The sequence below is a fragment of the Lacticaseibacillus salsurivasis genome (assembly GCF_036246225.1).
Classification (GTDB): Bacteria; Bacillota; Bacilli; order Lactobacillales; family Lactobacillaceae; genus Lacticaseibacillus; species Lacticaseibacillus salsurivasis.
In genome coordinates, this window is sequence record NZ_BTTP01000002.1 from 92,129 (window position 1) to 118,431 (window position 26,303).

Consider the following 26,303-nt stretch of genomic DNA (forward strand, 5'->3'; position numbering starts at 1 on the left):
AGGGGGAACGACTGATGAGAAGGAAACTATGGGGTGTCATTTTGCTGATTTTATTCGCCATGGTGACGATTCAAGTGTCACCAGTGGCGGCAAGTACGCAGGAATCAACGGCTTCGATCAGTTTCATTGATTCCTCGCCAGTTCCACATGGCTCAAAAACACGGGGTCACAAGCCAGCCGTCAAAACCGTTTATCAGGCGGCGGCCACGCCTAAAGCGCGTACCAAAATGCCGGCCACTGGTGAGGTGCAAAACCAGTTGCTTCTAGTGCTAGGCCTCGAGGTGCTGGTCATCGTCGGTTTGCTCTGGCCCAAGGGAGGTGAAGCCGATGCTCAAATCGATTAAAAGTCCGCGCAGGCTGGCAGTTGTGCTGGCTTGCCTGATGTTGGGCGTCTTACTCGGTCTCAGCCAGCGGCAAATCGTTGACGCGGGCACCAATCCCACGGTGCCTACTGCGGCCATCAGCCCGCAGTACGTGTACCACTTAGCAAACTACACGGGTGCAGGGGTGGTCCAAGATTCACAGGCCCAGCCGCAGCTAAAAGCGACTTACCAAAGCAGCAGCCCGACTGACCCGTGGTTGGGCGGCAAGCTTAACATCGATTGGACCGACTATTTGGATCTGCGCATGGGCGGCGGGCAGCTCGTGACGGCAGCCACCTTTGGCTTCGGGTTTGTGGCCCATGTCAACTTACCCTCCAGAATTAGCGCGGATGATGTCTTGGCTGCCATGGACTTTTCAACGGCCAAGTTAACCGTGAAGTCAGCGACCTTTCCCTTGCAGCGCGATAATTTTGAGAAAATTGGCCCCCACACCTTGCGGCTGACCATGCGCGAGCACAATGGCCATAATCTTAACTGGGGTGTGCTGGAGGTATTGCAAGGCATTGTCAATGATGGTTTTTCTTTGAACCATGTCTATGTCAACTTCAATATCGACGTGGATATCGCCAAGTTGACTGCGGATGGGCAACCTGACGACACGTCGCCGAACAAGATCCTGACGAAAGGGCGCTTTGCCCCGGCACCTGACAAGGAACATAAACTAAGCGTTGATTTTTATGGTGCCGATGACATCAGAGAAGGGGCCGCAAGCTTCTTCGGTCTTTCCCCCACCGGGTATCTTTATGCGAATTTAAATCCAGATGGTAGTTTTAAGGCCTGCAATCGCGCCACCACGACTATGAAGACCTGGAATAGTTATATTTCACCAACGGACAATCAAGGGACTGATAACACGAATCAGGATCAAGCCGAAGTGGTGGATGGGTCGGCGGCCAATTTACCCGGCCAAGTTAATCAGCGGTCAGTCACCTTGGGCTACCGCGAAGGGACTTTTGCGGCGCAACCGGCGGACCGATTTAATCGCGTCGTCAATTATTTCACCAAGGAAAACGTCACTAATGGCGCCCAGTTAACGCATACCCCGCTGAAAACGACCGGTTATAACCAACCGACCACCGTGGTTTATTCTGGTACCGACAGCGAAGGGACTAAGCTCTCGCCAGTGGCCCTGAACGTCACCGACTCTCACCGGAACAATGGCGAGGTTAGACTGACGAATTTGACCAACACGGTGCAGCCGAGCGGCGGCATCGTGGGCATGCCAATCAGTCAAGGAACTAATTTTACGATGAAAGGTTGGTGGCGAGCACCGGATCTAGATCATGGCGAAATTCGCTACCGCGTGCTGGCCTTGAAACCAGGCCAGACTCTCGCTGAGGCAAAACCGGTGACAGGACGAGAAGACCTGCTCTTTCAAACCATCACGAATAGCCCCGATTACAGTCAAAAACATGCCACCAGTGCGATCTTAGCCGGGTTACCGGTGGGACGCTATGTACTGGATACGAAAGTCGTTGATGACGCGGCGCCTGATCAGGCGCAATGGGCGTCGACACAATATCTGGCCCATCCAGATCAAAACGCCTATCCGCCGCTGATTGCAGTGGTTGATCTACCGCAGATGACCTTAACCAGCCAGGTGACCAACAAGGCGACGGACGAAACCGGTCAGAGTATTACGGCGCTGGCAGGCAATCAAATTCACAGCACTACCACCATCACGGCAGGCACTGATGGCACTGCGAGCCTTGAGCAGGCAGTGCTGCAACTGCAAATCCCGACCGGTACGACCTATCAGGCCGGTAGTTTAACCGTGACGATCAACGGCCAACCGCAAAGTGGCCTGACCGCTAACTTTAGCGCTGACACCGCCAAAATTGCGTTGCCGCAGGCGGTGAAGGCAGGTGACAGCATCAAGCTTGGGCTTGATTATCAGGTGAATGATTTAACTGATCAAACCCTGACCGCCACCCCGGTTAATTTGTCTGGGACGGTGACAGTACCGACGGATAATGGGACGGCACCAGCGCCAGTTTCACAGGCGACGAATGCGATTGCCATCAAAATTCCAGTGGCAGAGCTGAAACTGGTTAGCGGCCCGGCTGATTTTACTTTTGGCCGCACCATTGATTTGCCCTATCTACCTGTTGATCTGCCAGCTAAAACGGCCAACTTAGCCTTCACGGTTTGGGATTCGCGTGCACCGCAAATGAAGTCCAACTGGCAAATCACAGCTAGTTTGAGCAAGCCGTTTACCACTGCGACTGGGGCCGTATTACCGACTGCACAGCTTTACGCCGAAATCGGCAATGAACAGCATGCGATTAGTGCCGGTCAGGAGACACCAATTTACACGCATGAAGGTAATGCTAGAGGAACGATTGCCGTGCAACTAGCGAAAACGAATCAACTGCTGCTGCACGTCGATCCCAACGCCGGGATTCAAACGAATGTTGCCTATCAAGGCGAAATTCAATGGCAACTGGTGGATGGCCCACAATAACCCAAGGAAGAAGGAATGAGATTGGCTGTACAAACAGAGCGCCGTTATTCACCCACGACCATCGATCTCACGGGTCAGCGCTTTGGCCGGCTGGTGGTGTTGCACCGAGATGGCAAAAGAAAAAATGGCAATGCCGCTTGGCTGTGCCAATGCGACTGCGGGAACCGCGTGACTGTTGATTCATACGCCATGCGCCATGGCAGCGTGAGAAGCTGCGGCTGCTTGCGGCGCGATAACCTACGGCGCCTAGCCGAGACTAATCCAGCTTTCATGGAAATGCAGCAACGCGGCGCCGCAGCTTTGCAGAATCAAGACGGGGTTTCTTACGCGTCGCTGCATCGCGGTAAACGCAATCGTTCAGGGGTGATCGGGGTGAGCTATGATCGCGCCACTGGCCGGTGGTGTGCACGCCTGCGCTACCATGGCAAATATGTCCTACTCAAAATGTTCGCCCGCTTTAACGATGCGGTCGCTGCTCGTCAGGCCGCCGAGAAGCAATATTTAGGGCGCTGAAGGCGGCGCGTATAGGGGACAAGCAATTAAGTCTGCGTATTCGATGCCGGTCGAGGCTTTGGATTAACCAGCCTTGACTGTTTGTTCCCCTAGATAACACCTCCCTCGCAGCCCCATGACAACTTCAATGCGGCCTGGCGCGGTTTTCGTCGTGACCCCCCAAGCACGCATTCGGCCCGTCAGCCCGCATTGAAGCTCGAGGAGTGAATTGCCCCACCGTAGTTAGCTTTGGCTAATCACGATGGGGCAATTTTTGTGTGCCAGGCTACTGACCGATATCTTCGGTCAGTAGCCTGGCTATATTTTTATCGTGTCAACAGCGATCAGAACCACTAGCTGGCTGGGCTAGCTTTTTTCGCCGTCACCGTCTTAGGCACGAGCACGCCACAGTCAATAAAGTCGTTCACAATTCCGCCTTCCACCCGGCGCAACTGAAGCTGATTAGAACACAAATCGCACAGCGCTTGAGCCGCTTTGGTAGCATAGCCTTGGTTATCCGATAAAGCAGCGAAAAATGATTATCACTGATTTGTATCAGCAATTATAATTTGAATTAGCGTTTTAACGCTTTAACGGCGACATCAATGGCCTGCTCAATCGTTGCTTGATTAACAGAGTCGGTGGCGGTTTGTAAAACAATGGTCGGTAGGCTGGCCACCGAGGCGACAATCACTGCGGGGGCATCAGTGAAGTCAGGCGAGGCATTAAGCCGCTGAAATAATTGGACCAGCGGCGCGGCAGTGCCTTGCCCATAGGCCCGGGCTGCATCATCCAGTAACTCTTGGTTGGTCCATAAAGCCGAAACAAAGTGTGCTTCCCGGGGGTGCGCTAGAGTTTGTGCAACCGAAAAATGAAGCGCGGCGCGGAGTTGGGCCTCGATCTCTGCTCCGGCCGCGGCGATGGCCTCAGCTAAGCCCTGATGCAGGTCATCTTTGACCTCTTCGTACAAACGGCTCAACATATCGGTTTTATCTTTGTAATTGAGATAAATGGTGGCTGGACTCACGCCGGCACGTTTGGCAACTTTAGCAGTGGTTAAATTGGTGAAGCCATCTTGCTGGGCAAGGGCAATCACGGCGGCCTTGATGGCTCTGATTTTGTTTTCGTCTTTTGTTCTCATAGCCTCACGTTAACTAATCAGTCAGTTTTCGTCAAGCCAAGGCTGCAGCTTGGCCATGCAATCGTTCCAAAGTGCTAACTCTTTAGCTGGTGAATACTCGCCAGTAGCCGGGGCGATTTGGCGTTTCTTGTTGTCGAAAAATTTCCCGCTGACCCCTTTAACGGTATCGCTGGTCGCGAGGAAAACATTGGTTACGGCGCCTTGTTCTGCAGTAGCGACATGCAGGGTCTTACCAATCGCCAAGGCGACTTTGTAAACGAGATTATTCCAAAAACCATTGTCGCTGGCCTGGCCAAAATTAGTCGCGGCCATGCCGGGATGCGAAACGTTGACCGTGACATTGGTGATGCCGGCCTGCTGCAGTTGGGCCGCCATGTGCTGGGTATTCCAAATCACAAAAAGTTTGCTAATTCCATAGCGGGTTTGGCCGGAGGCGACGTGTTCCAAATTGAGATCGTTCATATCAGGGTGCGCCATGCGATGAGTCCCTGAGGACATATTGATAATGCGACCATCATTCGATTGTTTGAGTTTAGGTAAAAGTAGCTGTGCTAAGAGCAGTGGGGCCAGCACATTCAGCGCCATCGTCCCTTCGAAGCCGTCAACCGTTTCAAACCTTTTGGCGTCTAGCACGGCGCCGGCATTGTTAATGAGCACATCAAGGTGATCGTATTCAGCATTGAAAGCAGTCACCATGTCTTTGACCGCTTGCATGGAAAAGAGATCGGCAATCAAATAGCTGACATGAGCATTACCAGTGGCTTGTTGAATTTCCGCAACCACGTGTTTCGCTTTTTGAACATTTCTGCCGTGGATAATGATGTGATGACCCTGGGCCGCGAGCGCGCGGGCCGTTGCTTTGCCAATGCCGGCGGTGGCGCCGGTGATTAAGATTAATTTGGACATAAGTTGACTCCTTTTTGATCAGTTCAAAATACAGCAAGCAGCCGCCGTCAACTCGCCGTTACTAAAACAGTGAAGTGAGTTGCGGGTGAAGTCAATAATAACTAATTAGTCAGTTATAATCAAGCCCCGTTTTTTTGCTAGCGATTAAAAGTGGCGTGAGCGATGAAGCTTGGTTTCTTGATAGTTGATTAATTCTCATCTGAGTTAACAATCAATCGCTTGGTTCCAGACCCCTCGTTCGCTACAATGACAGCAGGAGGTGAAGTTCATGCTCAATGTGGGCACCGTCATTTTAGCCCAGCGTAAAGCAGCGGGCCTGACGCAGCAAGCAGTCGCCGATTTTCTCGGTGTGTCCAAAGCGTCAGTTTCGAAGTGGGAAACCGGGCAATCGTATCCAGATATCACGTTACTCCCGCTGCTTGCGAGTTTCTTTAACATCACGGTGGATGAGCTTTTGGCCTATTCGGCCCAGCTATCTGATGCGGAAGTGGCGCAATTATACCGCCAGTTGCAGGCCCGGCTGCTCAAGGAGCCTGCTAGGGCGGTGTATCAGGCCATTGAGGTGACCATTCATCGCTACTATGCTTGCCCCAATCTGGTGCTGAGCATGGGCTTACTCTTGCTTAACCACAGCGACTTGCTACCAGGCGATCCGCTCACTTACATCAAAGAAGCCCAGGCGCTGTTCGCCCATGTGCCCACCATCACCCAGACCCCAACGCTGCTGGACAAAGCGACCAAGCTGGCGGCGATGTGCGATTTGATGTTGCAACAGCCGCAAGCGGTTTTGGCCAAATTAGGCACCACCACGCCGGAAGCCATGCCGGCGGAAAGCTTGATTGCCGGTGCGTATCAGCAACTGGGACAAATGGATCAGGCCATCGCGACGCTTCAAAGCAGTTTGTATCAAAATGTGGCGGTGATGTTGAGCGGGTTGACTAATTACCTGCAAATGACGATTGCAGCGCCTGTACGCTTCACCGCCACGGTGCAGCGCGGTCAGGCACTGATTGAGGCCTTCAAGGTGGCCACGCTCAATCCCATCGTGGCCATCAACTTTTGGAGTAGTGCTGCGGTTGGCTTTGGCGCGTTAAACCAAGCGGACCAGGTGGGCCAGCAGTTGCACTTACTACTGCCAGTGCTGCAGTCCTTGCCGGAACCGTTGACCTTGCATGGCGATGCCTATTTTGATCAAATCGATGACTGGCTAGCGGCCACTCAAACTGCCGGCGTGACGCCGCGCAACTCAGGTCATGTGAAAGCGGAAATGGCGCAACTGCTGCTGACGCATCCGGCGCTGCAAGCAATCTTAGCGCAGCCGAGCTTGGCCCCACTGCAGGAACAATTAAAGGAGCTTATTCATGACTGACTTTGAACTCATTAAAGAATACTTGCCGTTCCTGATTCCGGCGGTATTGATCGAGCTGGCGCTGGCGATTACCGGCGTGATCAGCGTGTTGCGCCATCCGCATTACCGGTTTGGCAACCGCATCTTATGGCTACTGCTGGTGATTTTCGTGCAACCGTTTGGACCGCTACTGTATTTCTTCGCCGGCCGCGAGGTGGAATGATGGGCTTACTCACATTAACCAAGGTCAGTAAAGCATTCGGCAGCCAGCAGGTGCTGAAGGGGCTGGACTTAGATGTGCCACAAGGGGCCATCTATGGCTTTGTTGGGGAAAACGGGGCCGGCAAAACCACCACCATGCGCTTAATCTTAGGTCTAGAACCGTTGGACGCCGGGACCATTACCTTTGCTGGCCAGCCGGTGAAGTTTGGCCACACCCAAGGCATCGGCTATCTACCGGATGTGCCGGCGTATTACGGCGACTTAAGCGCTCGCGAGTATTTGACGCTGTGCGGGCGGCTGACCCAAACGCCGCACCTGCATGAGCGGGTGGGGGAAATGTTGCATCTGGTCGGTTTGCCGGACACGCGGCGCCGGGTGCATGGGTTTTCTCGCGGCATGAAGCAGCGACTAGGGATTGCCAGCGCGTTGCTGGATCGACCGGCGATGCTACTGTGCGATGAGCCGACGTCGGCCCTGGATCCGGCGGGCCGACGCGAATTTTTGGCGTTGCTGGCCAGTGTGCACAATGAAACGACGATTTTGCTGTCCACGCATATTCTCGGTGATGTGGAGCGGATTTGCGATTACGTCGGGATTTTGCATGCTGGCAAACTGCAGGTGCAAGGCCCACTGCAAGCCTTGTTGGCTGCGCATACCCAGCCAGCCACTTGCTTTACGTTTGGCACTGAGACCGAAGCGCAAACGGCTGCCACGCTGTTAGGCGCGGTGGTGAAGGCCGACCAGGTCACGGTGACCACCGATGCCCAGGCGGCATTGACGCAACTGCTGGCGCAGCATTTGATGCCCACGGCTTTCAATCCAATCAAAGCCAGCCTGGAACAATTGTTCATGGAGGTGATTGCATGAGGGGCTACTGGCTGATGTTGCAAAACGAATTGATTTTAGCTTGGCGGCGGTATCGGCTGGTGGTGCTGGCGCTGGTGTTCTTGCTGTTTGGCATCGAAGCCCCGCTGGTAGCGAAGCTGACGCCGGCGCTGCTGAAGTCCATTGGGCAGGGGATGACCATTACCCTGCCCACGCCGACCAGTGTGATGGCCTGGCAGCAGTACTACAAGAACATGACCCAAATCGGGCTCTTTGTCCTGGCGATTGTGGCTTCCGGAACGGTTAGTCGAGAATTGAATGAGGGCACCTTGGTGATTTTGGTGGCGAAAGGGTTGCGCCGTAATGCCGTGATCATGGCCAAGTACACCATGGCGCTACTGCAGTGGGTGGTGGCGCTGCTACTGGCCTTTGGCGTCACGTATGCCTATACGGCCTACTACTTTCCTGATGAGCTCAGCCCGCATCCCTGGCTGGCGCTGTGGCCGCTGCTTTGGTTTGGCGTGTTGTGGCTGGCCATCATCATCTTGGGCTCGACCCTCAGCAAAAGTGGCTTCAACGGTTTCTTGCTTGGCGCTGGGGTGTATTTGGGCCTGACGCTCCTGAACATGTTCAAAGTCGTGCACCGTTTCAACCCAGTGAGTCTGACCAATGACAACTTGGCGCTGTTGACTGGCACCAAAACCTTTTGGTCGCTGGCGCCGGCCTTCGCGGTGACGCTAGCTGGCGCCGTGGCCTGCCTAGCTTTGGCCATGCTGGTGCTGAAAAAGCAGCGACTGTGAGAACACTGTGAACCAAATAAAGATGCCGTCTTCATCGCAGAAGGCGGCATCTTTTTAGCTTCACAGCCAGGCGGGCTGATTGCCATCGGTGTGGGGTTTGTTCAGGCCGAGGCTATCATGTGGGTACAGGCTCGGGTTTTTGATCAGCTTCACAATGAAGTCGGCGACGCTTTGCCGCGAGACTTCGGTGCCTTTGAACGGCTCGCCGGCGCCGGTGAGTTCATAATCGATTTCATCTTTGTCGGTGAGCCAGGCCGGCCGCAGCTGGGTTGCGTTGATGTCAGGCTGCGCGGCGAGCAGTTTGGCCGATTCCCGGAACCCTGGCAGGTAAGCCTTAATCGCCTGCTCGTTCCACTGGCCAAATTTACCAGGCACTTCATGTAAGGCGCCGAGTGCGGAGTAGAAAATCAGCCGGGTGCGCCCAGTGGCCGCCATCGCCGTGATGATGGCTTGGGTGAAGGTGGCGAGCTGGACGCCGCCAAGGTTGGAATAAACCACATCGACATCAGCCATCGCTGCGGTCAAAGCGGCGACATCCTGCGCGTCGCCTTCAATTAAAGTCACGCGCGGGTTCGGCTGATAACGGTTGAGCCGGGCAGCGTGGCGTAAGTAAAGCACCAAATCCGTTTGGGTTTCAGCCAGCAAGCGATCTATCACGATTTGGGCGGTGGCGCCATGCGCGCCGAGAATGAGAATTTTTGACATTGGAGCAGTCCTTTCTTGTTGGCTTGAGGCAGTCCTTTATGCATGCTCATAGAGCTTAATACCCTTAGCCAACCGGTTCAGGCCATCCGCTAACATGGCAGGCGGGCAGGCAAAATTAAGCCGGAGGAAATGCGTGCCATCACCGCGGTAGACGCTGCCGGCGGAGACAATCAGGCCGGTGGAAGCGCGCAAGGCTGAAGCTAGCTTTTCGGCGTTGGTTGAAATGGCCTGCACATCGAGCCACATCAGATAGGTGGCGGAGCTTTCAATCACTTTGACCTCTGGCAGGTTGGCGGCGATGAAGCGTTTGGCTTGCTCGGCATTAGCCGCCAATTGCCGGCGTAGGGCGCGTAACCAACCGGCGCCTTGCGTGTAAGCCGCAATCGTGCCGGGAATGGCCAGCAGGTTTGGCTCTGCCACCTCATCGGTATTCAAACCGCGATTGACCTGCGCCCGTAATGCAGGATCTGGCACAATGACGGTGGCGGCGTGGAGAGCGGCAACGTTAAAGGTTTTACTTGGTGAAACCAGCGAGATGGTGTTGTTATGCAGTGGCGCCGGGAGTGAAAACACCGGTGTGTAGTCTGGCCCCTGCCAAACCAGATCGCCATGAATCTCATCAGCCACCAAAACAACGTGATGGCGCAGGCACAGCGTCGCAATCTGTTCCAGTTCCGCCTGCGACCAGACCTTACCAATGGGATTATGCGGGTTACATAAAATCATCATCGTGGTCAGCGGCGCCGCGAGTTTGGCCTCTAGGTCTGCCCAGTCGATGTGATAGTGGCCGTCTTGATAGCACAAGTCGCTAGAAAGCACATGCCGCCCGTTGTTTTCAATGGAGTGGTAGAAAATATCATAGACTGGCGCCTGCACTAAAACATTGTCGCCAACCTGCGTTATCCGACGCACAATGGCGGATAAAGCGGGGATGACTCCAGTGGCAAAAAGCATCCAATCAGGCGCCGGCTTGGTGTGGTGCATCTCACTGTACCAAGTCGCAACCGCGGCGAAGTAGTCTGGTCCTGGCGCTTCGTAGCCAAAAGCCCCAAGTGAAATTTTTTTCTGCATCGCGGTCAAGATGGCTGGGGCTGTGCGGAAATCCATGTCAGCAATCCACATCGGGAGCTCGCCGGGGTGAACAGCCCATTTAACTGAATTGGTGGCGCGCCGATCCGGAGCGTGGTCAAAGTCGTACATTAGGCCGACTTCCTTTCTACAATTGGTACCGTAGTGGTGATTTTAGTTTGGCTTGGGTCGATTTTGGTGCGATCAAGAATCAAAGTGTCGATACCATGGGCGCGAATGCTGCCGCTGATGGGGTTTTTGACACTTAAGATATCAGACGTAATCTCCGCATCAATATTGCTGCAGTACTCAAAGGCCAAATCTGTGCGCAGCAGCTGGCAATTTTTCATACTTAAATGATCGATGTAACAGAGACCCTGCTGACTTTCGATGGTGCAATTGATCAAGGTCAGATGCTTGGTATTCCAAGCCAGATATTCTCCGATGATGGTCGAGTCATACAGGGTCACATTTTCGCAGTTCCAGAAGGCATCCTTGGCGATGAAGGTTGAATGGTGTGCTTCGATGTTTTTCGCGCCATCGAAACAGTAATTGCCAATCAGCTTCACCTGGTCGAGATAGATGTTGCTACTATCCTTGCCAAAATAGTCGCCATTGATCTGGACGTCTTCAAGGCGAATATCATCGCAGGACCACATCGTTTCCTCGGCAGCCGCAAAGTGTACATGCGCGAGCCGAATCTGACTGCTGCGCCGAAAGAGTTTGGGAGCCTGCAAGGCGCTGTTGGTGATGGTGATGTCATGGGTGTACCAAATCCCAGAGCGGGCCATGGTTTCAAAGGCCGTATGATCGGCTTGGATATGACGACTGTACCATAGCGGATATTTCCATTTGAAAATGGTGTTCGTCAGTTGAATGTTGCGACTTTCCTTCAGCGGCGATTCGCCTTGCCCAAATACCGTGCGGTCGATGCGGGCATCATGTTCGGCAAACAAGGGGCGTTCCCCTTCAAAATAATCATTACTATATTGATTCATAAAGGTCTCCTAAAAAAGGCACATCGCAGGCAAACCCGATGTGCCAGGTGACTACAGGGCTTCGTCAAAGAAGGCTTGCAGCTTAGCAAATGGAATCTTAGTCGTGTCATCGTAAAGGTCAATGTGATTGGCGCCGGGAATGATGACCAGCTGCTTGGGCTCGACGGCCACTTCATAAGCACGCTCGGAGAAACCTTTGGAAAAGGCCTGATCCCCGGCAATTAACATGAGCGGACGCGGCGAGATTTCCGCGATTTTGTCCAGCAGGGTAAAGTTCATGAAGGCCATGCTGGAGGTTTCAGTGAAGGTGGTAATGGCGTTCGGGTGCCAGCCGCGACTCGTGAAATAAAAGTCACCGAATTCTCGGAACACGGGATCATCATTTTCATCGGCCAGTGCAGAGCCACGGGCCCCTAACGCTGGCTGGTCGCTTTCAAAGTCGACGTAACGTTGCTCAGCAATGGCAGCAAGGTGGGCCTGGCGTTCTTCTTTGGTGCCTTCCTGGTGCGCAGCGGCAATGTCAACCATGCTGGCGGTGGCGACGGCTTTGATCCGCGGGTCAACTGCGGTAGCGCTTAGGGCAAAACTGCCACTGCCGCAAATGCCGATCACGCCGATACGTTCGCGGTCAACAAATGGCCGCGTGCCCAGATAGTCAACACTGGCGTGAAAGTCTTCCACAAAAATGTCGGGACTAGAGACGTGCCGCGGGTTCCCGCCAGAAAAACCGTTGAAAGACGGGTCGAAGGCTAACGTCACATAACCGCGTTGGGCCATTTCCTGGGCGTAAATGCCAGGGCCTTGTTCCTTGACGCCGCTGTACGGCGGGCCAACCACCAAAGCAGGATATTTATGGTCGTTCTTCATGGTTTTGGGCGTGTAGAGGTCAGCTGCCAGTTCGATGCCGTAGCGATTGTGAAAACGCACGGTTTTGCGTGAAACCTCGGGACTGAGTTTGAAAATATAGTTATCCATTTTGGGGACTCCTTACCATTTTATTTTTACGCATAACGGTTCTCCGTGTGAGCGGATTGGATAGGACGAATGACTTGGGCCGGCACACCGGCGACAATCGTGTTAGCCGGGACATCCTTTGTGACCACAGCACCAGCGCCGACAATCGCATGTTCGCCAATGGTGACGCCAGGTAATACGGTGACGTTGGCGCCCAGCCACGCGCCAGTTTTAATGTGGACTGCTTTGAGGACCAAATCCCGACGCTGCGTGGGGTCTTCACTATGATTGACCGAAATTAAGGTCACCCGCGGACCGAGCAAGACGCCGTCATCAAGGGTAATGCCCCCAAGATCCACGAAGAAGCAGTCACGGTTGATGAAGACATTAGCCCCAATGGTGGTGTGGCGGCCAAAGTCGGTTTGAAAAGGTGGATTCAGCACTGAACTCGCTGGCAGGGGATAGCCTAAGATGGCGGTTAACTGCTGCCGTCTAGCTTCATCGGTGGTGGCTTGGTTGAGGGCAATCAGCAAGGCACTGGTTTCCTCCACCACGGCGTGGACTGCCGCCGCAGTAGCGCCGCCCCAGCTGACATGGCCGGCGTTAATGAGATGGTCAAAATTCATGGTGTGACCTCCTTTGATAGGTTCAGCATAAGGGCAAGTACGCGTTATGTCTAATACTTAAAAATGATGCTATACTATGCCTAATAGGAATGGAGGGGTCTCGGATGGAACTGCGGGTTTTACGTTACTTTTTGATGGTCGTGAATGAGCGCAACATTTCCCGCGCGGCGGAGCGGCTACATGTGTCGCAACCCACGATTTCGCGGCAGCTTAAGGACCTCGAGGATGAGCTGGGCGTGACCTTGTTTGAGCGCGGCAGTCGCAGCATCGAGCTGACTCCGGCGGGTGAATACTTTGCCAACCAGGCCCGCCAGATCGTTGTGTTGGCAGATAAGACCATGGCCAATGTGAACCAGACCCAGGAAGTCACCGGTGAGATTATGATTGGGAGCGCTGAGGCGCCGATGATGGTCACCATCGGTCAGGCGATTAGCCAACTCGGGCAAACCGCGCCCAAGGTGCAAGTCGGCATTTACAGCACGGATGCCAATGAGGTCAAGCAACGATTGCATGCGGGGGTGTTTGACTTCGGGGTGGTGATGGAGCCAACCAACAAAGATGAGAGTGACTTTCTTAATTTACCCGGGACGACCGCTTGGGGCGTTTTGGTCCGTGAAGATTCACCGCTGGCGCAAAAAGCGGCGGTGACCGCTGCGGAGTTAGCCGATCAGCGGATCATTATGTCGCAGCAGCATGGCAGCATCAGCTACCTGACCGATTGGTTGGGGACCAGCGAGCTGCAGCTGAATGTGGTTGCGACGTACAATTTGCTTTACAACGCCGCCATCATGGTCGAGGCGGGGGTCGGTATTGCCCTTTGTTTGGATGGCATCATCAACACCGCGGATTCAACTTTGCGGTTCGTGCCCTTGACGCCGCGACTAGAAGCCAAGGCAAGTTTGATTTGGCCCAAAAACACACCGCAGTCACCTGCGGCCGGCGCTTTTTTGGCGGCGTTGCGGGCGCTTTTGCCAAGTGATTACTGAACAAAGGTGATGTGATGCAGGCGGTAGGCTTCGCGGCAGCTGGCGACATCCAGAATGAGTGGTTGACCAGTATCGAGTTGGTTAATTTTTTCCATATCACTGGCGTTTAAGGCAAAATCATCGATGGTGAAGTTCTGCCGGATGCGGGCGAGATGCACGGATTTGGGAATCGCCACCACGCCGGACTGCTCTAACCACCGTAATGTGACTTGGGCCGCGGTTTTGCTGTACTGCGCCCCAATGGCGGTCAAAGTTGGATCAGTAAAAAGTTGATGCTGACCTTCGGCAAACGGTGCCCAGGCCATGGGCGTGATGCGGTATTTGGCCATTAGTGTGCGCAAGGCGCGCCGCTGGGAAAAGGGATGCAGTTCGATTTGGTTGACGGCAGGGACCGTGTCGAAGCTGGCCATCAAATCGACTAGCCGGTCAGGCAGAAAATTGCAGACCCCAAGCGCGCGAATTTTGCCGGCGCGGTACAGTTCCTGCATCGCCCGCCAGCTACCGTAGTAGTCCCCATAGGGCATGTGAATAAGGTAAAGATCGAGATAATCGGTTTGCAGATTTGCCAGCGTCTTTTGAAAAGACGCCAGTGTCTGCTCGTAGCCGTTGGTTTGAATCCAGACTTTGCTTGAAATAAAAATCTCGGTGCGTGGAATGCCCGATTTGGCGATGGCTTTGCCAACCGCGGCTTCGTTGCCATAGCAGGCGGCGGTGTCGATGAGCCGATAGCCGGTTTGTAGCGCATCGAGGACGCTTTGCTCACACTGGGCTGAGTCATCGATTTGAAATACGCCGTAGCCGAGTTGGGGCATCTTAATCCCGTTGTTGAGTTGAATGGTTTTCATGCTATCCCTCCGTGATCTCTTCGGCATTAGCTTACGGAGCAGTTGGTAGAATGTCTAATGCCTATATCGACTATGGACACATAACGGATAGGTATAGGGCGAACCACTTAACGGTCAGGTGTGGGGCTAAAATATGGGTGGTATGCTGGTTCAAAACTGAGGAGGCCGCACATGAGCAAACCCGTTTCGATGATTGAATTATTTTATGATCTGGTCTTTGTCTACATGATTTCCAGAGCGACAGGACTCTTGCATCAGCTCGAGCACGGCGTGATTGCGCCGCTGGCCCTGGTGGTGTTTGCCTTCGTGGTGATCGTGTTTATTAATTCCTGGATGGTGCAAACGGTGTTCGTCAATCGCTTCGGGGCATCGTCTTGGACCGATATTGGGTTTATGTTTGGCGACATGATGATCGTACTCTACATGGCCAATAGCTTTTCGTCAGTGCTTGATGCCAATTTACGGCCGTTTTTCATTGCGGCGGGGCTGTTGTCGTTGACACTGTGCCTGCAGTACTTATTGGTGTGGCAGCGCACCGCCAACCGTGATGATCGCGCCATTGCCCAAGCCTTTAGCGGCATCCTAGGGGTGCGGACCCTGAGCTTGCTCGGGGCCGGCTTTTTGCCGCTGCGCGCAGGCCTCTGGCTGGCGGCAATCGGCGTGCTCGTCAGTTGGGTGGCCCCGGCCTTTACGGGCAAATTGACCAGTAAGCACCCGATTATTTTCTCGCATCTGTTGGAACGAGTGACCGAGCTGTCGATTGTGCTGTTTGGTGAAACCATTGTCGGGATTGCCGGTTATTTCACCCGCCAGACCTTTTCCGTGGTGTCGGTGCTGATTTTTCTGATCGTGGCGAGCTTGTTTTTCGCTTATATCGCCGTGTTTGATCACTTGATCGACGAAAAAAAAGCCGGTGAAACCGGCAATTTGTTGATTTATCTGCACTATCCCATTATTTTTGGCATCAGTATGGTGACGGTTGCGCTGCGCGACATCACAGCGCCAGCGGTCAACCGCGCTTTTGCCATTACCTTCCTTTATGCTGGGATTGGGTTGATGTATCTGGGGTTGTGGTTGGCGCGGCACTACCAGCGGGCTCGCTATCAAACCAACCAAACCAGCTATGCGGTCATCGCCGGCTTGCTGGTCGTCGCTTATAGCCTGACGCTGCTTCTGGCCCAGCCACTGGCGACAGTGGTGATAACGGCGCTTATGACCCTGGCTGCCGCGGCGCTTTTGGTGCGGCAGATCGATCCGGCTGGGCACTAGGCGGTGTAGGTGGTCGGCCTGTTGACGGCAAAAAGCCATTCCCATGATGACTAGGAATGGCTTTTTGAAGCTGGCGCGGCCGTGATTTTTAACGCGTTGCAAAGACAGGTGCTTGTTGCCAAATTTGATAGGCTAAAGTCTGCGTACTATCCTCAAAGGCCTTCAAGGCGGCCTGAATGCTACTTTGATAAGCCGCCGGAAAGTCGTTCTGCGCGGCAAAGGCGGCCAGTGGCGTTAGCAGCGCTACCCCCGCTTCCTGACACTCTGATGGCGCGTGGGGATCTTCTAAGGCCACGCGGTCATTGAGCTGACGCGCCGCGGCTAAATTTGCCGCCAGCGTTGCAGCGTTTAGCTGCGGCTGATAGGCAAAATACAACGCCAGGCTTTGCACCAAGCGCAGTTGATTGGCAGTGACGCTAAGCGGAGTGAAGGGGTTGAGGTCAAAGCCGCGCAGCTCGAGATGTGAGATACCGGCCTCCAGCAGATGTTCCGGGTTTTTATTGGCACCGCTTTTCAGCCGGACCGGTTCGTAATATTGTCCTGCCTTCATCAGCTGCCCAGCTTCAATGGCTGCTTGGATGCGCGCCACATAGCGAGGAACGGAGACGTAATCCCCAGCGATGTTGCGAGGAAAGCCAAACCGGCTGTTGCGGAGGCTGCGGACCGGCAAAGGTGGGGTTTCCTCAGTAAAATAACCCGTCAGTGCGGCTGGAGTGGCCCCGAACAGATAGGTGAAGACCCAGTGATGCAACATGAAATACTGGGCCAGGTGGACATAAAGGGCATCGGCGTCGGCAAAGCCGGTTTCGGCTAGGATGAAGGCCATCGCCGCGGGCCGAAAGCTAAAGTTGATGTGCACCCCGGTGTTCATTAGGCGCGGCAGCGGGTAAAGGCGACTTAGTTTTTGCCGGTAAGGGTAAGACCGCTCAGGGTAGGGCGAGATCAAAGCCGGCGAGACCTGAGGCAACAGCGGCGGGCAGCTGTACGGCCACAGGCAGTCTTCGGCTGGCAGCTGCTCCGCCACCGCCTGAATGATGGCCGTGCCATGCCGGATGTTTTGGGTTACGTTGGGAGTGGCAGGCAGCGTGAACTCCAGTTGCGCGGTGAAAAATTCCCGCGTGACAAAATGGCTCAAAGCCGGCTCTAAGTCATCAGGAAATGGCGCCGCGCTGAGCAGACTCTGAGGGGTCACCCGCATTTTCTCGACTTCAAGACCAACGTTGACGGCTTCGGCAACGATTTGACCGAGGGTTAGGCAGGGCGTGGTCATCAAAAACACCTCGCTTTGATTGGGATTAGCGTCACTGGTAAGCTTTTTGGTGCCGACGAATGACCTTTGCCATTCGCCTACTACTGCCTTTATTGTGCCGCGAATCAGTGGTATAAGTGAAATAATTAGCCCAGCGACTGCGCCGAGTGGCCTCGGCGCCAAGGAGGCTCAATGATGAACGTCACTAATGATCAACGCGCCGCGGCGCTGAAAATCTACGCCGCCACCATTCAAAACTGCCAGCGCATGCAGCCGAAGTTTGCCCCAGGCACGGCGCAGGCCACGCTGCTGGTTAATCGCATTACCGCCTTGCAAGTCGTCAGCGCGCTGGTCAGCGGGGATCGCATGCCGCCGCTGGCCCAAATGAACGCCAGTGTGGCGCCGATTCAATCCATCATTCATAAAACCACCGTCGCCCGGGCCAAGTACGCCCCGGAAGCGGCGATGTACCGACGCCTCACACCGATGATTGCCGCGATGACACTGGGCTTGGCGGCCTTACAAACCGCTTTGGCCTCAACCCAAGCTAACCAAGGAGCGACTGCCGATGATTGAACACCAAACGCTGAGGCTAGATGCCGCAGTAGAGGGGGAAACTTACGACCATTGCCGGCTGACTGTGTCACAGCATGAGCTAAAACTGGCTGGCGTGACCTTCAGCAACTGCCAGTTTGAGCAAACCGATTTTCGCGGCGGCGAGTGGCTGGATTGTACAATTAAGGGCAGTCAATTCCTGAATGCCGATTTCACCGAAAGTGTGATGTATCGCTGCCAGTTCAGTGGTTGTCAGCTGATGGGCGCCGATTTTACCCGCAGCGTCTGGCATCAGGTGACCGTCACCGACTGTCAGGCCAGTTATCTGATATTAGCTGAAAGCAAACTGAAGGCAGTCAGCTTCAAAGAGACCCAACTGACGGAAAGTAGTTTTCAAGCAGTCAAACTACTGAAACCGGGCCTGACCGTCACTGGTGGTGAGGTGACCGGCGCGGACTTCAGTGGGACGCCGCTGAAGTTGGTTGATCTCAGCCAATCGCGGTTTGACAGTCTGCTGTTCACGCCGAGTTTACTGCGCGGCTTGAAGCTCAACCAGTGGCAGGCCGCTACCATTGCCGCCAGTCTGGGCATTGATGTGGTCGACTGATGCTTTTGAATCAGAAAACGCCGAATCGCTGCTGGCGACTCGGCGTTTTGCTGTCCCTAAGTGAGCTGATCATTGAGCCGGTCGAGCTGGCGCTGCAAGGCTTCGATTTGCGCCTGAGTTTCGTCAATCGCGGTTTGCACCTCTTCCAAGGTGTCGCCACTGGCACTGAAGCCCTTGTAAGCGGCGGTGACGTAATCCACTTCCTCGAGTCGATTTAGGCGGTCATTGGCAGCGCCGAGGGCCGCAATCACTTGATCCATTGTTTTGGCCATGGCGACCACCTACGTGAGCGCGGCCGGAGCGGCTGGTTGCGGGCCTTGACCTTCGCGCGCCAGCACCCAGTCATCGTAGTTCCACTCCTCGGTTGCGCGCCGGCTGCGCATGTAATCCCACATGGATTCGCGTTCCATTTCGACGACTTGGCCGCCAGCGCCCACCGAGACCCAGTTATAACTACCATTGCGATGGGCAAACTTGACCCACCACACCGGAATGTCAATGCGTTGATCGTCAATTTCGAAATACCGGGTGAGGCGGTCAGTGCGCATGTAGTCCAACCCCGCCGCATAGCTTGGATCCAGTGCTTGCCACACCTGCATGGCGATTTGCCGGGCGGCGACTTGGGTGGGCAGCGACGCACTGCTGGTGGCGGTAAAAGCATTGAAGCTCAGCAAGCGGTCATCGGCGCCCCACACCAGCGTCACATGCGGGCCGAACCATTGTACCGGCCGCTGGTGCTGATAGCGATCAACCCGCACCGCTTCGCCATTGCGCGAACGCGGCTCGCTGGTGATGCGGGTGAAGTCTGCCGGAATGGTCAAAAGTGGTTGAATTTTGCCTAAAACAGTCACCGTAGTTGCCATGGTTATAACCTCCTTGAACGAAACCTTGCTTCAAACAATGAAAATAAATCGGGTGGGCTGGCGTGACGCCGCGGCGCGTGCCCGCTATTGAGCAGCCTGCGATTGAGCCACCAGCCGCCCAGCAAAATGAGGGTCGCCAGCGCATAAGCGAGATGCTGCGCCATGAGCAGGCGGCTAACTGGTTGGCCGAGCGCCGTGGTCAGCGGCTGGCCAGCCAAAGCATCAAGACTGCCATAGAAACTAGTGCTCGCCAAGCTCACGCCTAGCACCAGCCCGACTTCGCGCAGCAGCGCCGTCAGCGCTCCAGCGGCCCCGCGTTGTTCCGGCGTGACCTCCCGCATCAAAAAGGCGCTATTGGCGGTGCCAAAAACGCTGGTGCCAATGGCCATGACCACAGAGACTAGCAGAAACGCCAGCGGCTCAAATTCGCCAGCCAGTAGCACCAGTCCTAAAGAGCTCAGCAGCAGTAACAGTAGCCCGTTTTGCATCACGCGCGGCTGCGACCAGCGATCAGCGGCCATGCCCGCCAAGGGATTGGCGACAATCGCCACCAGCGGCCCCGCCATCAACACCGCACCGGTGGCCACCGGGGAGAGGCCAACGACGACCTGTAGATAAATCGGCCCGAGTAAAGTGAAAAAGTAGGCCGCCACAAAAGTCGTGAACGCCGCCGCCAAAGGCCAGCCGAACGTCGGGGTCTTGAGTAAAGCCAGGTTCAAAAGCGGGTGCGGGCTACGTTGTTCCCACCGTACCAGTAGCCACAAAAGACCACCACTGAGCGCCAGCCCCAGCAACGCTAGCCCTGGTTGCGTCAAGCTGCTAGCGGTGCTGACGTAAAAGACGATTGCCAGCGCCATCAAAAGCCCGGTGCCACCCCAGTCGAGATGCAGTCGCTGGTGGGAAGCGGCGCGCGGAAACCAAAGCATCGCCGCCAACAAGCACAAGCCGCCGATGGGTAAGTTCAGCCAGAACAGATACCGCCAGTCCCAGTGGGTCAACACCAGCCCGCCAAGTCCCGGACCCGCTAGTCCGCCGAGCGAAATAAAAATACTTTCGATGCCAAATGCCCGACCAAGTTGTTGCGGTGGAAACCAATCCGCCACTAGTGCATAACTATTGGCCATGGTCAGGCTGGCGCCGACGCCTTGAAGGACCCGGCCACCAAGCACCCAGCTCAGCTGCGCGCCGGCACCAGTTAACCAAGAGCCAACCAGAAACGCCAAGGTACCCAGCATAAAACACCGTTCGCGGCCCCATTGTGCGCCGAGTTGGCCAAATGGCAGCAGTAGCGCGCTAATCGTGACCAAGTAGATGCTGATTACCAACCCCACGCGCTCCGTGCCCACTGCCAGCCCATGTGCCATGGCAGGAATCGCAATGGTGACGATACTGCCATCGACAATCACCATGAAGAAAAACACGCCCAGAATCATCAAGTTCAGCCAGCGTCGCATGACTCGCCTCCTTTTACCGCCCAGGGGATGACCTGAGCAGGTGAAAGTAGATTAGCACCAAAAAAATTTGCTCGCTAACAAAAAGACTTATGCGCTGGCTGTGGAAGGTAGCCAACGCATAAGTCTTTTTCATGATTGGGTTAAGGTGCTAGGGTGGTGGTTAATCGTACTGCATTATGCCTTGATGTAGTGGTACATATCCCCAGACTGAACAAACGACACTGGAATTTCGCTGCCGATAATCTTTGGCAGATAGGTGGCCAGATAAGCCATGCCGGGCTCTTCGACATTAAAGTGACCAACAGCCACAATCGCCTTGTTTTGCCCATTGAGGCTGGCGTCTTGGATGTATTCGCTCAAGGTAAAATCAATCAGCTCCAAGGACATGAAAAGATCGTATTGATCCTTTTCGGCTTTGGTAATGTAACCTTTAGCGTCACCAAAGACGTGAGTGGGGACGGCAATTTTTTTCACGGGCGTAGCGGGCTCGCCAATAATTCGCGCCCCGTTCAGATGCAGGCTGGTAATCAGATGCTCAGCCACTGCTTGGGCGGTAGTGGCGGCAGGTAATTCAAAAGCCGTCAGTACATCAGCGTCATTGAGAATATAGTTTTCCCAGCCGAGTTGTTTGGCCAGACCATAGAAAATGCCGTCAACGAAAGTGCCATCAGCCAGCGGAATTCCCGAATGCATGTGATCGTGGTCACGCCAAACCACGATATGATTTGCCTTAAGCAAGGCCACTTTGGCCGCGTAGGTTTGGTTGTTCGTTTCCTCCAGCCAGCCGGTGTGATCACCATGATTCCAAAACAAGGCTTCGTGGCAAATAATCAGGTTTGCCCCTTGCGCAGCTGCTTGCCGAATCACCGCCAGCGAGGCCCAGCAGGTCGTGACGACGCCGGTGCAGGGTTGGTCTGGGTCGCCAAATAAGACTTGATCACGCGTGGTCGCGGGATCAATCACTTCACCATGCCAAACCCCACGATGATAGGCCTTCACTTGCGCAATCACTTGTTCTATTTTCATTCATTGAAACTCCTTTCCGAATCTGGAGTGAACCACTTGCTAGCATTAGGCGTTAGGGTAGACATCACTGTAGTAGCGGGTGAGGCAACTGACTAAGACGTCAAACACGGGCCGGGAGTCGATGTAGCGAATCCCCTTGGCATCGGTATCCAGACTGTGCACCATTGGCAGGACCAACTGAATGTCAGCTTTTTGTAGCACAGGGGCGTTAGGATTCATCGTCACGAGGGCGAACGTGATGTCTTTTTTGCTCGCTCGTTTAAAAATTTTCGCATAGGTGTCAACAGCAGCCGAGGACGAGAAGATGATAATCAGATCGCCTGATTGCATCAATGGTGGTAGCCGTTCGATCAAGATGCCATCAGTGACAGTGGAAATGAACAGGCCGCGACTCAACATCAGATATTTGAGATGTTCTGCCGCTAAACCGGAGTGGCCTAAGCCGACTGCTAAGATGCGATGCTTGCCGTGCAATGCCGTCGCCAACTGGGCGACAGCGTTTTCCACTTCCGGTGTGATCATTTGTTCAAAGGCCCCGATGAAAGATTGAATGAGACTCGCCATTTCAGGGGCTTGCTGCGCTTTTTTGGATGGGGTGATGCGATGTTCCGTCAGATAGTTTTTGGTCTGAAACGCCAGTTCGCTGTATCCGGACAATCCCAGCCGTTTCGCTAGCCGGACCAGCGTCGTGGCGGAAACGCCGTATGCTTGGGCTGCTTCTTTTATGGGCTGCTCCGCCACAATTTGCATGTCAGCCATGATGGCATCAGCCGCGGCGCGCTCGGATTTGGTCATATTTGCGTAGTACAGCTCGATCTGTCTGATGATGTCCATCTTATGGCCTCCACGTTTCAACTTTGAACAGTATCCGGAATATTTTCCGCGCTTTCAGTTTAGCACTTCCCTAATCACAAATGGGCTCCATAAGGCAAATTTGGATTGCCTACGTCAGTTAGTGTAATCCTAAAATGAAAAATATTCCATAAAAAAATAATACTTGAAAAATATTCCTAAAGCGGTTACGCTTACCTCGTATTCAAAATTAATTCACCAAAGGGGTGTCATTCATGGCTGAAGGAACTGCCAAACTCACCGACTGGATTCAAGCTAAGGTCAATCCAATTGCCGTTAAGATCGGCAATCAAAAGTACCTGGCCGCAATTCGTGACGGGATGACTGCCATTATTCCACTGACGATTATTGGGGGCTTTTCGATTTTACTAGCCTCACCACCGATTCCGACTGGGATGAAGGCAACGAACTTCTTCTTTGCGTTTATGCTGGCATGGCAAAAGTGGGCCACCGCGAATGCCAATGTCTTGATGGTACCGTACAACCTGACTATCGGATTGTTGGCCCCATATGTGTTGGTGGCGATTACTTACTATCTCTCCAAGCATTACAAGATGAATTTGGTGACAAACCTGGTTTCGGCGCTGTTTGCCTTTTTCATTGCTGCTTCACCATCTGAAACCGTCAAGACCATCCAATACTTACCGCAGGCCGATCTGGGCGCCAAAGGGATGTTTGGGGCGATGCTGATTGCGATTGCGGTCGTTGAAATCAATCGCTTATTCATCACGCACCACTGGACGATTAAGCTCCCGTCCTCCGTGCCATCAGGGGTTGCCGCGCCGTTTGAGGTGCTGGTGCCGATGGTGGTCACCACCGTCATCTTCGTCGCCTTGAATGCCATCTGTGTCGCGACCACCCAGTCTTACCTGGTCGGTGTCATTTATTTGGTTTTTGCGCCATTCGCCAATGTCAGCGGCACCTTGCCAGTCATTTTGTTATTGGCTGTGCTGGCGAAAACATTATGGTTCTTCGGTATTCACGGTGACAACATGATTGGGACGATTGTCACGCCAATCACAACGCTAAATATCGCTTTGAACCTGAAGCAATACCAAGCGGGCCATGCGATGACGCATATCTTCGCCGGGGCCTTCTACAGTGTGTGGGGCGGCTGGATTACCTACCCAGCCTTCCTGATTGCAATGATTTTAATTGCTCGGTCAGCTCGCCTCCGTTCGTTGAGCAAGCTGGCACCGATTGGCACCTTGTTTAACATCAACGAACCTTTGATTTTCGGGATTCCCACCGTGCTTAACTTGTGGTTCTTCATTCCAAACGTCATCTGCACGGTGCTGAACCTGACTATTGTTTACTTCCTGACTTTGGCCGGCGTTGTTGGTAAGTTTTATATCTACACACCATGGACCACGCCGGGGATTTTGCAAGTGTTCCTCGCCTCCATGGATTGGCGTAATGTGGTGCTCTGGATTGCCATTTTGATTATGGACATTCTGATTTCGCTACCGTTCATTCGAATCTATGATCGGTCTTTGCAAAAAGAAGAAGGTTTGACGCCAGAAGCCGCATAAATGGTGGCTTTCAAGTACCACAATCTAAAAGTGGCCGTCGCTTGATGGAAAGCGACGACCACTTTTTGCGTTTTATTCACTCGCCACGGTTACCAGCACATCCTCGGCCATGAGCACCGTTTCCGCCTTAACCGGAATCTGGGTCTGCCCGGCGCGAATTAACGCCAAGACCTCCACCCCGGCATTGCGCCGGACATCCGCCTCGGCGAGAGTTTTGCCGATCCACTGCGGGTCAGGCCGCCGTTCAGTGATGTCGATGCCGTCGATTTGAGCAAAGGCATCGATAATATTGGCATTGACGAGGCTGCGGGCAATTTTGGCGCCCATTTCGACCTCGGGCAGTACCACCTGATCGGCCCCGACGCGGGTGAGAATTTTGGCTTGGCGCGGGTCCAGCGCCTTGACCACAACGCGGGGGCAGCCGCGCTCTTTGGCGACCATCGTGCCCATGACACTGGATTCGAAGTCCTCACCCATGGCAAACACCACCACGCCAAAATGCTCGATGGCCAGTCGCGTCAAAAACGCTTCGTCACTGGCGTCACCAACCACAGCCTGGTCCACCCAAGCGCTGACCGCCTCAACGCGGGCGAGGTCACGGTCGGCGGCCAGAAGCTCAACATCCTCCTCGGCTAGGTGCGAGACAATGCTGGTGCCAAAACGGCCGAGGCCGAAAATCGCAAAACTGCGGGCTTGTTGGTTTTTCATAGCGGCTCCTTTCTAGCCAATAATGACATTGGCGGCGGGGTAGTCGATGACATGTGAGTCAGCGTTTTGGCGCAAGCTCAACGCGACCACTAAAGTCAGGGGCGACAAGCGGCCAATGAACATGCACAGGGCGATGGTGACCTTGCCGATAGGGGACAAGTACGGTGTCAGACCCGTGGTGAGCCCCACGGTGCCGGTGGCACTGGTGGCTTCAAAAATAGTTTCCATCAGCGTCGGCGCGAAGCTGTTGCTGGCCTCCGAAAAATGCAGGATCAGCACCGCAAGCACCACGACGGCAAACAAGGCGAAAAACACTGCCAAGGCTTTTTGGACCAGCGCCAGCGGTAGGCGGCGCCCGGCAATCACGATGCCAGTGTGGCCGTGCAAACCGGAACTCACAGCGGCGACCAGCAGCGCCAGGGTGATCGTTTTGACCCCGCCGGCAGTGCCGGCAGGTGAGCCGCCGATGAACATGAACCCGGTCGCCAGCAGTTGGCTGAGCGGGTTCAGTTGACTTTGATCAATGGTGGCAAAGCCGGCAGTGCGCAGGGTCACAGATTCGAAAGCGGCGGCGAGCCATTTTTGCGGCGTCGCCAAGTGGTCCAGGGCACCTTGCCATTCGAGCAAGGCAAACAGCAACGTGCCAGCGACCACCAACACCGCACTGGTACCGCAGACCAGCTGCGTGTGCATGCTGAGCCGGCGCCAGTGGTTTTTGGCTTTGAAATGCCGCAGTTCATGGAGTACGGTGAAGCCCAGACCGCCGAGCGTAATCAGGGCCATGACAATGAAATTGATCAGCCAATGGCCTTGAAATTCAGCCAGCGATTGAGTGCCCACCAAATCGAAGCCAGCGTTGCAAAAGGCCGAAATGGCATGGAAAATGCCGTACCAGACTGATTCTAAGAAGCTGTAGCCGCGATTGGCGGTCAAAAACCCTACCGATAGTAGCACTGCGCCAGTCCCTTCAATCACCGCGGTGTAGCGTAGCACCTGCCAGACCAGCCGCGTCATGCCACCAAGCGAGCTTTGATTGAACATGGTTTGAATGGTTAGCCGCTGTCTGAGGCCAATGCGCTGGCGAAAAATAATCAGGGCGCCGGTCACCACCGTGATGAACCCAATCCCGCCGAGTTGAATGAGGGTGATGATTACAAGCTGGCCGAACCAGGTCCAATGCTCCATGGTATTGACCACCACCAGCCCGGTCACGCAGCTCGCGCTCGTCGCAGTGAAAAAGGCGTCTAGTAGGCTTACCGATTGGCCGCTTTGGCTGGCCCAAGGCAGCGCGAGCAGACCAGTCCCAATGGCAATCATGGCGGCGAAGCTGAGCAAAATGGCTTGCGGGGCAGAAAGATGCCGAGACTTTTTCATCGACCAGCGCTCCTTTCAAAAATGGTTACCTTAACTGTATCAAAACGGCCC

28 protein-coding genes are annotated in these 26,303 nt (G+C 54.5%); 12 read left to right on the top strand and 16 right to left on the bottom strand.

Features of this window, described 5'->3' with window-relative positions:
* Positions 1-14: 14 nt before the first annotated feature.
* Genes AAA927_RS02715 through AAA927_RS02725 form a run of 3 tightly spaced genes read left to right on the top strand, consistent with a single transcriptional unit; the run spans position 15 to position 3,360 of the window.
* Positions 15-344: an EF2685/EF0750 family sortase-dependent surface protein gene (locus AAA927_RS02715; protein ID WP_338215476.1), complete on the top strand. Its 330-nt coding sequence runs from the start codon at positions 15-17 to the stop codon at positions 342-344.
* Positions 328-2,847: a hypothetical protein gene (locus tag AAA927_RS02720; protein ID WP_338215478.1), complete on the top strand. Its 2,520-nt coding sequence runs from the start codon at positions 328-330 to the stop codon at positions 2,845-2,847. Before AAA927_RS02715 ends, AAA927_RS02720 begins: the two co-directional genes overlap by 17 nt.
* 21 nt (positions 2,848-2,868) lie before the next feature.
* Complete coding sequence (locus AAA927_RS02725; protein ID WP_338215480.1) at positions 2,869-3,360, top strand: AP2 domain-containing protein; 492 nt, start codon at positions 2,869-2,871, stop codon at positions 3,358-3,360.
* A 553-nt stretch (positions 3,361-3,913) separates the two neighbouring features.
* Here the strand turns inward: AAA927_RS02725 and AAA927_RS02730 are convergent.
* Positions 3,914-4,480, bottom strand: coding sequence for a TetR/AcrR family transcriptional regulator (locus tag AAA927_RS02730; protein ID WP_338215482.1), 567 nt, complete (start codon positions 4,478-4,480; stop codon positions 3,914-3,916).
* A 21-nt stretch (positions 4,481-4,501) separates the two neighbouring features.
* Positions 4,502-5,386, bottom strand: coding sequence for an SDR family NAD(P)-dependent oxidoreductase (locus AAA927_RS02735; RefSeq protein ID WP_338215484.1), 885 nt, complete (start codon positions 5,384-5,386; stop codon positions 4,502-4,504).
* Positions 5,387-5,654: 268 nt separating this feature from the next.
* Here AAA927_RS02735 and AAA927_RS02740 point away from each other — a divergent pair, with 268 nt between their 5' ends.
* The 4 genes from AAA927_RS02740 to AAA927_RS02755 are packed head-to-tail and all read left to right on the top strand — an operon-like array spanning position 5,655 to position 8,581.
* Positions 5,655-6,755 (top strand): helix-turn-helix domain-containing protein, encoded by a 1,101-nt coding sequence (locus AAA927_RS02740; RefSeq protein ID WP_338215486.1) that lies wholly within the window; start codon positions 5,655-5,657, stop codon positions 6,753-6,755.
* Positions 6,748-6,957: a PLD nuclease N-terminal domain-containing protein gene (locus AAA927_RS02745; protein ID WP_125579306.1), complete on the top strand. Its 210-nt coding sequence runs from the start codon at positions 6,748-6,750 to the stop codon at positions 6,955-6,957. The genes AAA927_RS02740 and AAA927_RS02745 overlap by 8 nt, the downstream gene beginning before the upstream one ends.
* Positions 6,957-7,823: an ABC transporter ATP-binding protein gene (locus tag AAA927_RS02750; RefSeq protein WP_338215490.1), complete on the top strand. Its 867-nt coding sequence runs from the start codon at positions 6,957-6,959 to the stop codon at positions 7,821-7,823. The genes AAA927_RS02745 and AAA927_RS02750 overlap by 1 nt, the downstream gene beginning before the upstream one ends.
* On the top strand, positions 7,820-8,581 hold the full coding sequence (locus tag AAA927_RS02755; RefSeq protein WP_338215492.1) for an ABC transporter permease: 762 nt from the start codon (positions 7,820-7,822) through the stop codon (positions 8,579-8,581). The genes AAA927_RS02750 and AAA927_RS02755 overlap by 4 nt, the downstream gene beginning before the upstream one ends.
* 60 nt (positions 8,582-8,641) lie before the next feature.
* On the opposite strand, the gene AAA927_RS02760 is transcribed toward AAA927_RS02755, so the two are convergent.
* Genes AAA927_RS02760 through AAA927_RS02780 form a run of 5 tightly spaced genes read right to left on the bottom strand, consistent with a single transcriptional unit; the run spans position 8,642 to position 12,932 of the window.
* Positions 8,642-9,286, bottom strand: coding sequence for an NAD(P)H-binding protein (locus AAA927_RS02760; protein WP_338215494.1), 645 nt, complete (start codon positions 9,284-9,286; stop codon positions 8,642-8,644).
* A 36-nt stretch (positions 9,287-9,322) separates the two neighbouring features.
* Positions 9,323-10,486, bottom strand: a complete 1,164-nt coding sequence (locus AAA927_RS02765; RefSeq protein ID WP_338215497.1) for a MalY/PatB family protein — start codon at positions 10,484-10,486, stop codon at positions 9,323-9,325.
* Positions 10,486-11,352, bottom strand: coding sequence for a DUF3737 family protein (locus AAA927_RS02770; protein WP_338215499.1), 867 nt, complete (start codon positions 11,350-11,352; stop codon positions 10,486-10,488). Before AAA927_RS02770 ends, AAA927_RS02765 begins: the two co-directional genes overlap by 1 nt.
* A gap of 51 nt (positions 11,353-11,403) precedes the next feature.
* A complete protein-coding gene (locus tag AAA927_RS02775; RefSeq protein ID WP_338215501.1) occupies positions 11,404-12,327 on the bottom strand; it encodes an alpha/beta hydrolase in 924 nt (307 codons plus the stop codon).
* 26 nt (positions 12,328-12,353) lie between these two features.
* Complete coding sequence (locus AAA927_RS02780) at positions 12,354-12,932, bottom strand: DapH/DapD/GlmU-related protein (RefSeq protein ID WP_338215503.1); 579 nt, start codon at positions 12,930-12,932, stop codon at positions 12,354-12,356.
* Positions 12,933-13,036: 104 nt separating this feature from the next.
* Here AAA927_RS02780 and AAA927_RS02785 point away from each other — a divergent pair, with 104 nt between their 5' ends.
* Positions 13,037-13,918: a LysR family transcriptional regulator gene (locus AAA927_RS02785; RefSeq protein ID WP_338215505.1), complete on the top strand. Its 882-nt coding sequence runs from the start codon at positions 13,037-13,039 to the stop codon at positions 13,916-13,918.
* Here AAA927_RS02785 and AAA927_RS02790 read toward each other — a convergent pair.
* Positions 13,912-14,763 (bottom strand): aldo/keto reductase, encoded by an 852-nt coding sequence (locus AAA927_RS02790; protein WP_338215507.1) that lies wholly within the window; start codon positions 14,761-14,763, stop codon positions 13,912-13,914. The two genes, AAA927_RS02785 and AAA927_RS02790, sit on opposite strands and share 7 nt — an antisense overlap.
* A 171-nt stretch (positions 14,764-14,934) precedes the next feature.
* Here AAA927_RS02790 and AAA927_RS02795 point away from each other — a divergent pair, with 171 nt between their 5' ends.
* Positions 14,935-16,032, top strand: a complete 1,098-nt coding sequence (locus AAA927_RS02795; protein WP_338215509.1) for a low temperature requirement protein A — start codon at positions 14,935-14,937, stop codon at positions 16,030-16,032.
* 88 nt (positions 16,033-16,120) lie between these two features.
* On the opposite strand, the gene AAA927_RS02800 is transcribed toward AAA927_RS02795, so the two are convergent.
* Positions 16,121-17,302, bottom strand: a complete 1,182-nt coding sequence (locus tag AAA927_RS02800) for a hypothetical protein (protein ID WP_338215511.1) — start codon at positions 17,300-17,302, stop codon at positions 16,121-16,123.
* Positions 17,303-17,476: 174 nt separating this feature from the next.
* Between AAA927_RS02800 and AAA927_RS02805 the strand changes: the two genes are divergently transcribed.
* Together AAA927_RS02805 and AAA927_RS02810 are read left to right on the top strand one after the other, a co-directional pair.
* Positions 17,477-17,857 carry a hypothetical protein gene (locus tag AAA927_RS02805; protein WP_338215513.1) on the top strand — a complete coding sequence of 127 codons (381 nt, stop codon included), beginning with the start codon at positions 17,477-17,479 and terminating at the stop codon, positions 17,855-17,857.
* Positions 17,850-18,443: a pentapeptide repeat-containing protein gene (locus tag AAA927_RS02810; RefSeq protein ID WP_338215515.1), complete on the top strand. Its 594-nt coding sequence runs from the start codon at positions 17,850-17,852 to the stop codon at positions 18,441-18,443. Before AAA927_RS02805 ends, AAA927_RS02810 begins: the two co-directional genes overlap by 8 nt.
* 56 nt (positions 18,444-18,499) lie before the next feature.
* Here the strand turns inward: AAA927_RS02810 and AAA927_RS02815 are convergent, their stop codons facing one another.
* From AAA927_RS02815 to AAA927_RS02835, 5 genes are all read right to left on the bottom strand, one after another.
* Positions 18,500-18,715, bottom strand: coding sequence for a hypothetical protein (locus AAA927_RS02815; RefSeq protein ID WP_125579292.1), 216 nt, complete (start codon positions 18,713-18,715; stop codon positions 18,500-18,502).
* Positions 18,716-18,724: 9 nt separating this feature from the next.
* The gene (locus AAA927_RS02820; protein ID WP_338215518.1) at positions 18,725-19,306 is read right to left on the bottom strand and encodes a hypothetical protein; all 582 of its coding nucleotides are present in this window, start codon (positions 19,304-19,306) and stop codon (positions 18,725-18,727) included.
* 2 nt (positions 19,307-19,308) lie between these two features.
* Entirely contained in the window at positions 19,309-20,760 is a 1,452-nt protein-coding gene (locus tag AAA927_RS02825) for an MFS transporter (protein ID WP_338215520.1), read from the bottom strand.
* Between the two features lie 174 nt (positions 20,761-20,934).
* Positions 20,935-21,786 carry a Nif3-like dinuclear metal center hexameric protein gene (locus AAA927_RS02830; RefSeq protein WP_338215522.1) on the bottom strand — a complete coding sequence of 284 codons (852 nt, stop codon included), beginning with the start codon at positions 21,784-21,786 and terminating at the stop codon, positions 20,935-20,937.
* Between the two features lie 45 nt (positions 21,787-21,831).
* A complete protein-coding gene (locus AAA927_RS02835; protein ID WP_338215524.1) occupies positions 21,832-22,620 on the bottom strand; it encodes a MurR/RpiR family transcriptional regulator in 789 nt (262 codons plus the stop codon).
* A gap of 233 nt (positions 22,621-22,853) precedes the next feature.
* On the opposite strand from AAA927_RS02835, the gene AAA927_RS02840 reads away from it, so the two are divergent.
* Positions 22,854-24,170 carry a PTS sugar transporter subunit IIC gene (locus AAA927_RS02840; RefSeq protein ID WP_338215526.1) on the top strand — a complete coding sequence of 439 codons (1,317 nt, stop codon included), beginning with the start codon at positions 22,854-22,856 and terminating at the stop codon, positions 24,168-24,170.
* Positions 24,171-24,242: 72 nt separating this feature from the next.
* Here the strand turns inward: AAA927_RS02840 and AAA927_RS02845 are convergent, their stop codons facing one another.
* Both AAA927_RS02845 and AAA927_RS02850 read right to left on the bottom strand, forming a co-directional pair.
* On the bottom strand, positions 24,243-24,878 hold the full coding sequence (locus tag AAA927_RS02845) for a potassium channel family protein (RefSeq protein WP_338215528.1): 636 nt from the start codon (positions 24,876-24,878) through the stop codon (positions 24,243-24,245).
* 12 nt (positions 24,879-24,890) lie between these two features.
* A complete protein-coding gene (locus tag AAA927_RS02850; RefSeq protein ID WP_338215530.1) occupies positions 24,891-26,252 on the bottom strand; it encodes a TrkH family potassium uptake protein in 1,362 nt (453 codons plus the stop codon).
* Between the last annotated feature and the right edge of the window lie 51 nt (positions 26,253-26,303).

Bases quoted from the DNA above. Each gene is read 5' to 3' on its own strand.
- AAA927_RS02775 (WP_338215501.1), bottom strand. From the start codon at position 12,327: ATGGATAACTATATTTTCAAACTCAGTCCCGAGGTTTCACGCAAAACC.
- AAA927_RS02715 (WP_338215476.1), top strand. From the start codon at position 15: ATGAGAAGGAAACTATGGGGTGTCATTTTGCTGATTTTATTCGCCATG.
- AAA927_RS02720 (WP_338215478.1), top strand. From the start codon at position 328: ATGCTCAAATCGATTAAAAGTCCGCGCAGGCTGGCAGTTGTGCTGGCT.
- AAA927_RS02840 (WP_338215526.1), top strand. From the start codon at position 22,854: ATGGCTGAAGGAACTGCCAAACTCACCGACTGGATTCAAGCTAAGGTC.
- AAA927_RS02785 (WP_338215505.1), top strand. From the start codon at position 13,037: ATGGAACTGCGGGTTTTACGTTACTTTTTGATGGTCGTGAATGAGCGC.
- AAA927_RS02740 (WP_338215486.1), top strand. From the start codon at position 5,655: ATGCTCAATGTGGGCACCGTCATTTTAGCCCAGCGTAAAGCAGCGGGC.
- AAA927_RS02735 (WP_338215484.1), bottom strand. From the start codon at position 5,386: ATGTCCAAATTAATCTTAATCACCGGCGCCACCGCCGGCATTGGCAAA.
- AAA927_RS02770 (WP_338215499.1), bottom strand. From the start codon at position 11,352: ATGAATCAATATAGTAATGATTATTTTGAAGGGGAACGCCCCTTGTTT.
- AAA927_RS02805 (WP_338215513.1), top strand. From the start codon at position 17,477: ATGAACGTCACTAATGATCAACGCGCCGCGGCGCTGAAAATCTACGCC.
- AAA927_RS02800 (WP_338215511.1), bottom strand. From the start codon at position 17,302: ATGACCACGCCCTGCCTAACCCTCGGTCAAATCGTTGCCGAAGCCGTC.
- AAA927_RS02755 (WP_338215492.1), top strand. From the start codon at position 7,820: ATGAGGGGCTACTGGCTGATGTTGCAAAACGAATTGATTTTAGCTTGG.
- AAA927_RS02730 (WP_338215482.1), bottom strand. From the start codon at position 4,480: ATGAGAACAAAAGACGAAAACAAAATCAGAGCCATCAAGGCCGCCGTG.
- AAA927_RS02835 (WP_338215524.1), bottom strand. From the start codon at position 22,620: ATGGACATCATCAGACAGATCGAGCTGTACTACGCAAATATGACCAAA.
- AAA927_RS02795 (WP_338215509.1), top strand. From the start codon at position 14,935: ATGAGCAAACCCGTTTCGATGATTGAATTATTTTATGATCTGGTCTTT.
- AAA927_RS02830 (WP_338215522.1), bottom strand. From the start codon at position 21,786: ATGAAAATAGAACAAGTGATTGCGCAAGTGAAGGCCTATCATCGTGGG.
- AAA927_RS02745 (WP_125579306.1), top strand. From the start codon at position 6,748: ATGACTGACTTTGAACTCATTAAAGAATACTTGCCGTTCCTGATTCCG.
- AAA927_RS02780 (WP_338215503.1), bottom strand. From the start codon at position 12,932: ATGAATTTTGACCATCTCATTAACGCCGGCCATGTCAGCTGGGGCGGC.
- AAA927_RS02765 (WP_338215497.1), bottom strand. From the start codon at position 10,486: ATGTACGACTTTGACCACGCTCCGGATCGGCGCGCCACCAATTCAGTT.
- AAA927_RS02790 (WP_338215507.1), bottom strand. From the start codon at position 14,763: ATGAAAACCATTCAACTCAACAACGGGATTAAGATGCCCCAACTCGGC.
- AAA927_RS02820 (WP_338215518.1), bottom strand. From the start codon at position 19,306: ATGGCAACTACGGTGACTGTTTTAGGCAAAATTCAACCACTTTTGACC.
- AAA927_RS02825 (WP_338215520.1), bottom strand. From the start codon at position 20,760: ATGCGACGCTGGCTGAACTTGATGATTCTGGGCGTGTTTTTCTTCATG.
- AAA927_RS02815 (WP_125579292.1), bottom strand. From the start codon at position 18,715: ATGGCCAAAACAATGGATCAAGTGATTGCGGCCCTCGGCGCTGCCAAT.
- AAA927_RS02750 (WP_338215490.1), top strand. From the start codon at position 6,957: ATGGGCTTACTCACATTAACCAAGGTCAGTAAAGCATTCGGCAGCCAG.
- AAA927_RS02845 (WP_338215528.1), bottom strand. From the start codon at position 24,878: ATGAAAAACCAACAAGCCCGCAGTTTTGCGATTTTCGGCCTCGGCCGT.
- AAA927_RS02810 (WP_338215515.1), top strand. From the start codon at position 17,850: ATGATTGAACACCAAACGCTGAGGCTAGATGCCGCAGTAGAGGGGGAA.
- AAA927_RS02760 (WP_338215494.1), bottom strand. From the start codon at position 9,286: ATGTCAAAAATTCTCATTCTCGGCGCGCATGGCGCCACCGCCCAAATC.
- AAA927_RS02850 (WP_338215530.1), bottom strand. From the start codon at position 26,252: ATGAAAAAGTCTCGGCATCTTTCTGCCCCGCAAGCCATTTTGCTCAGC.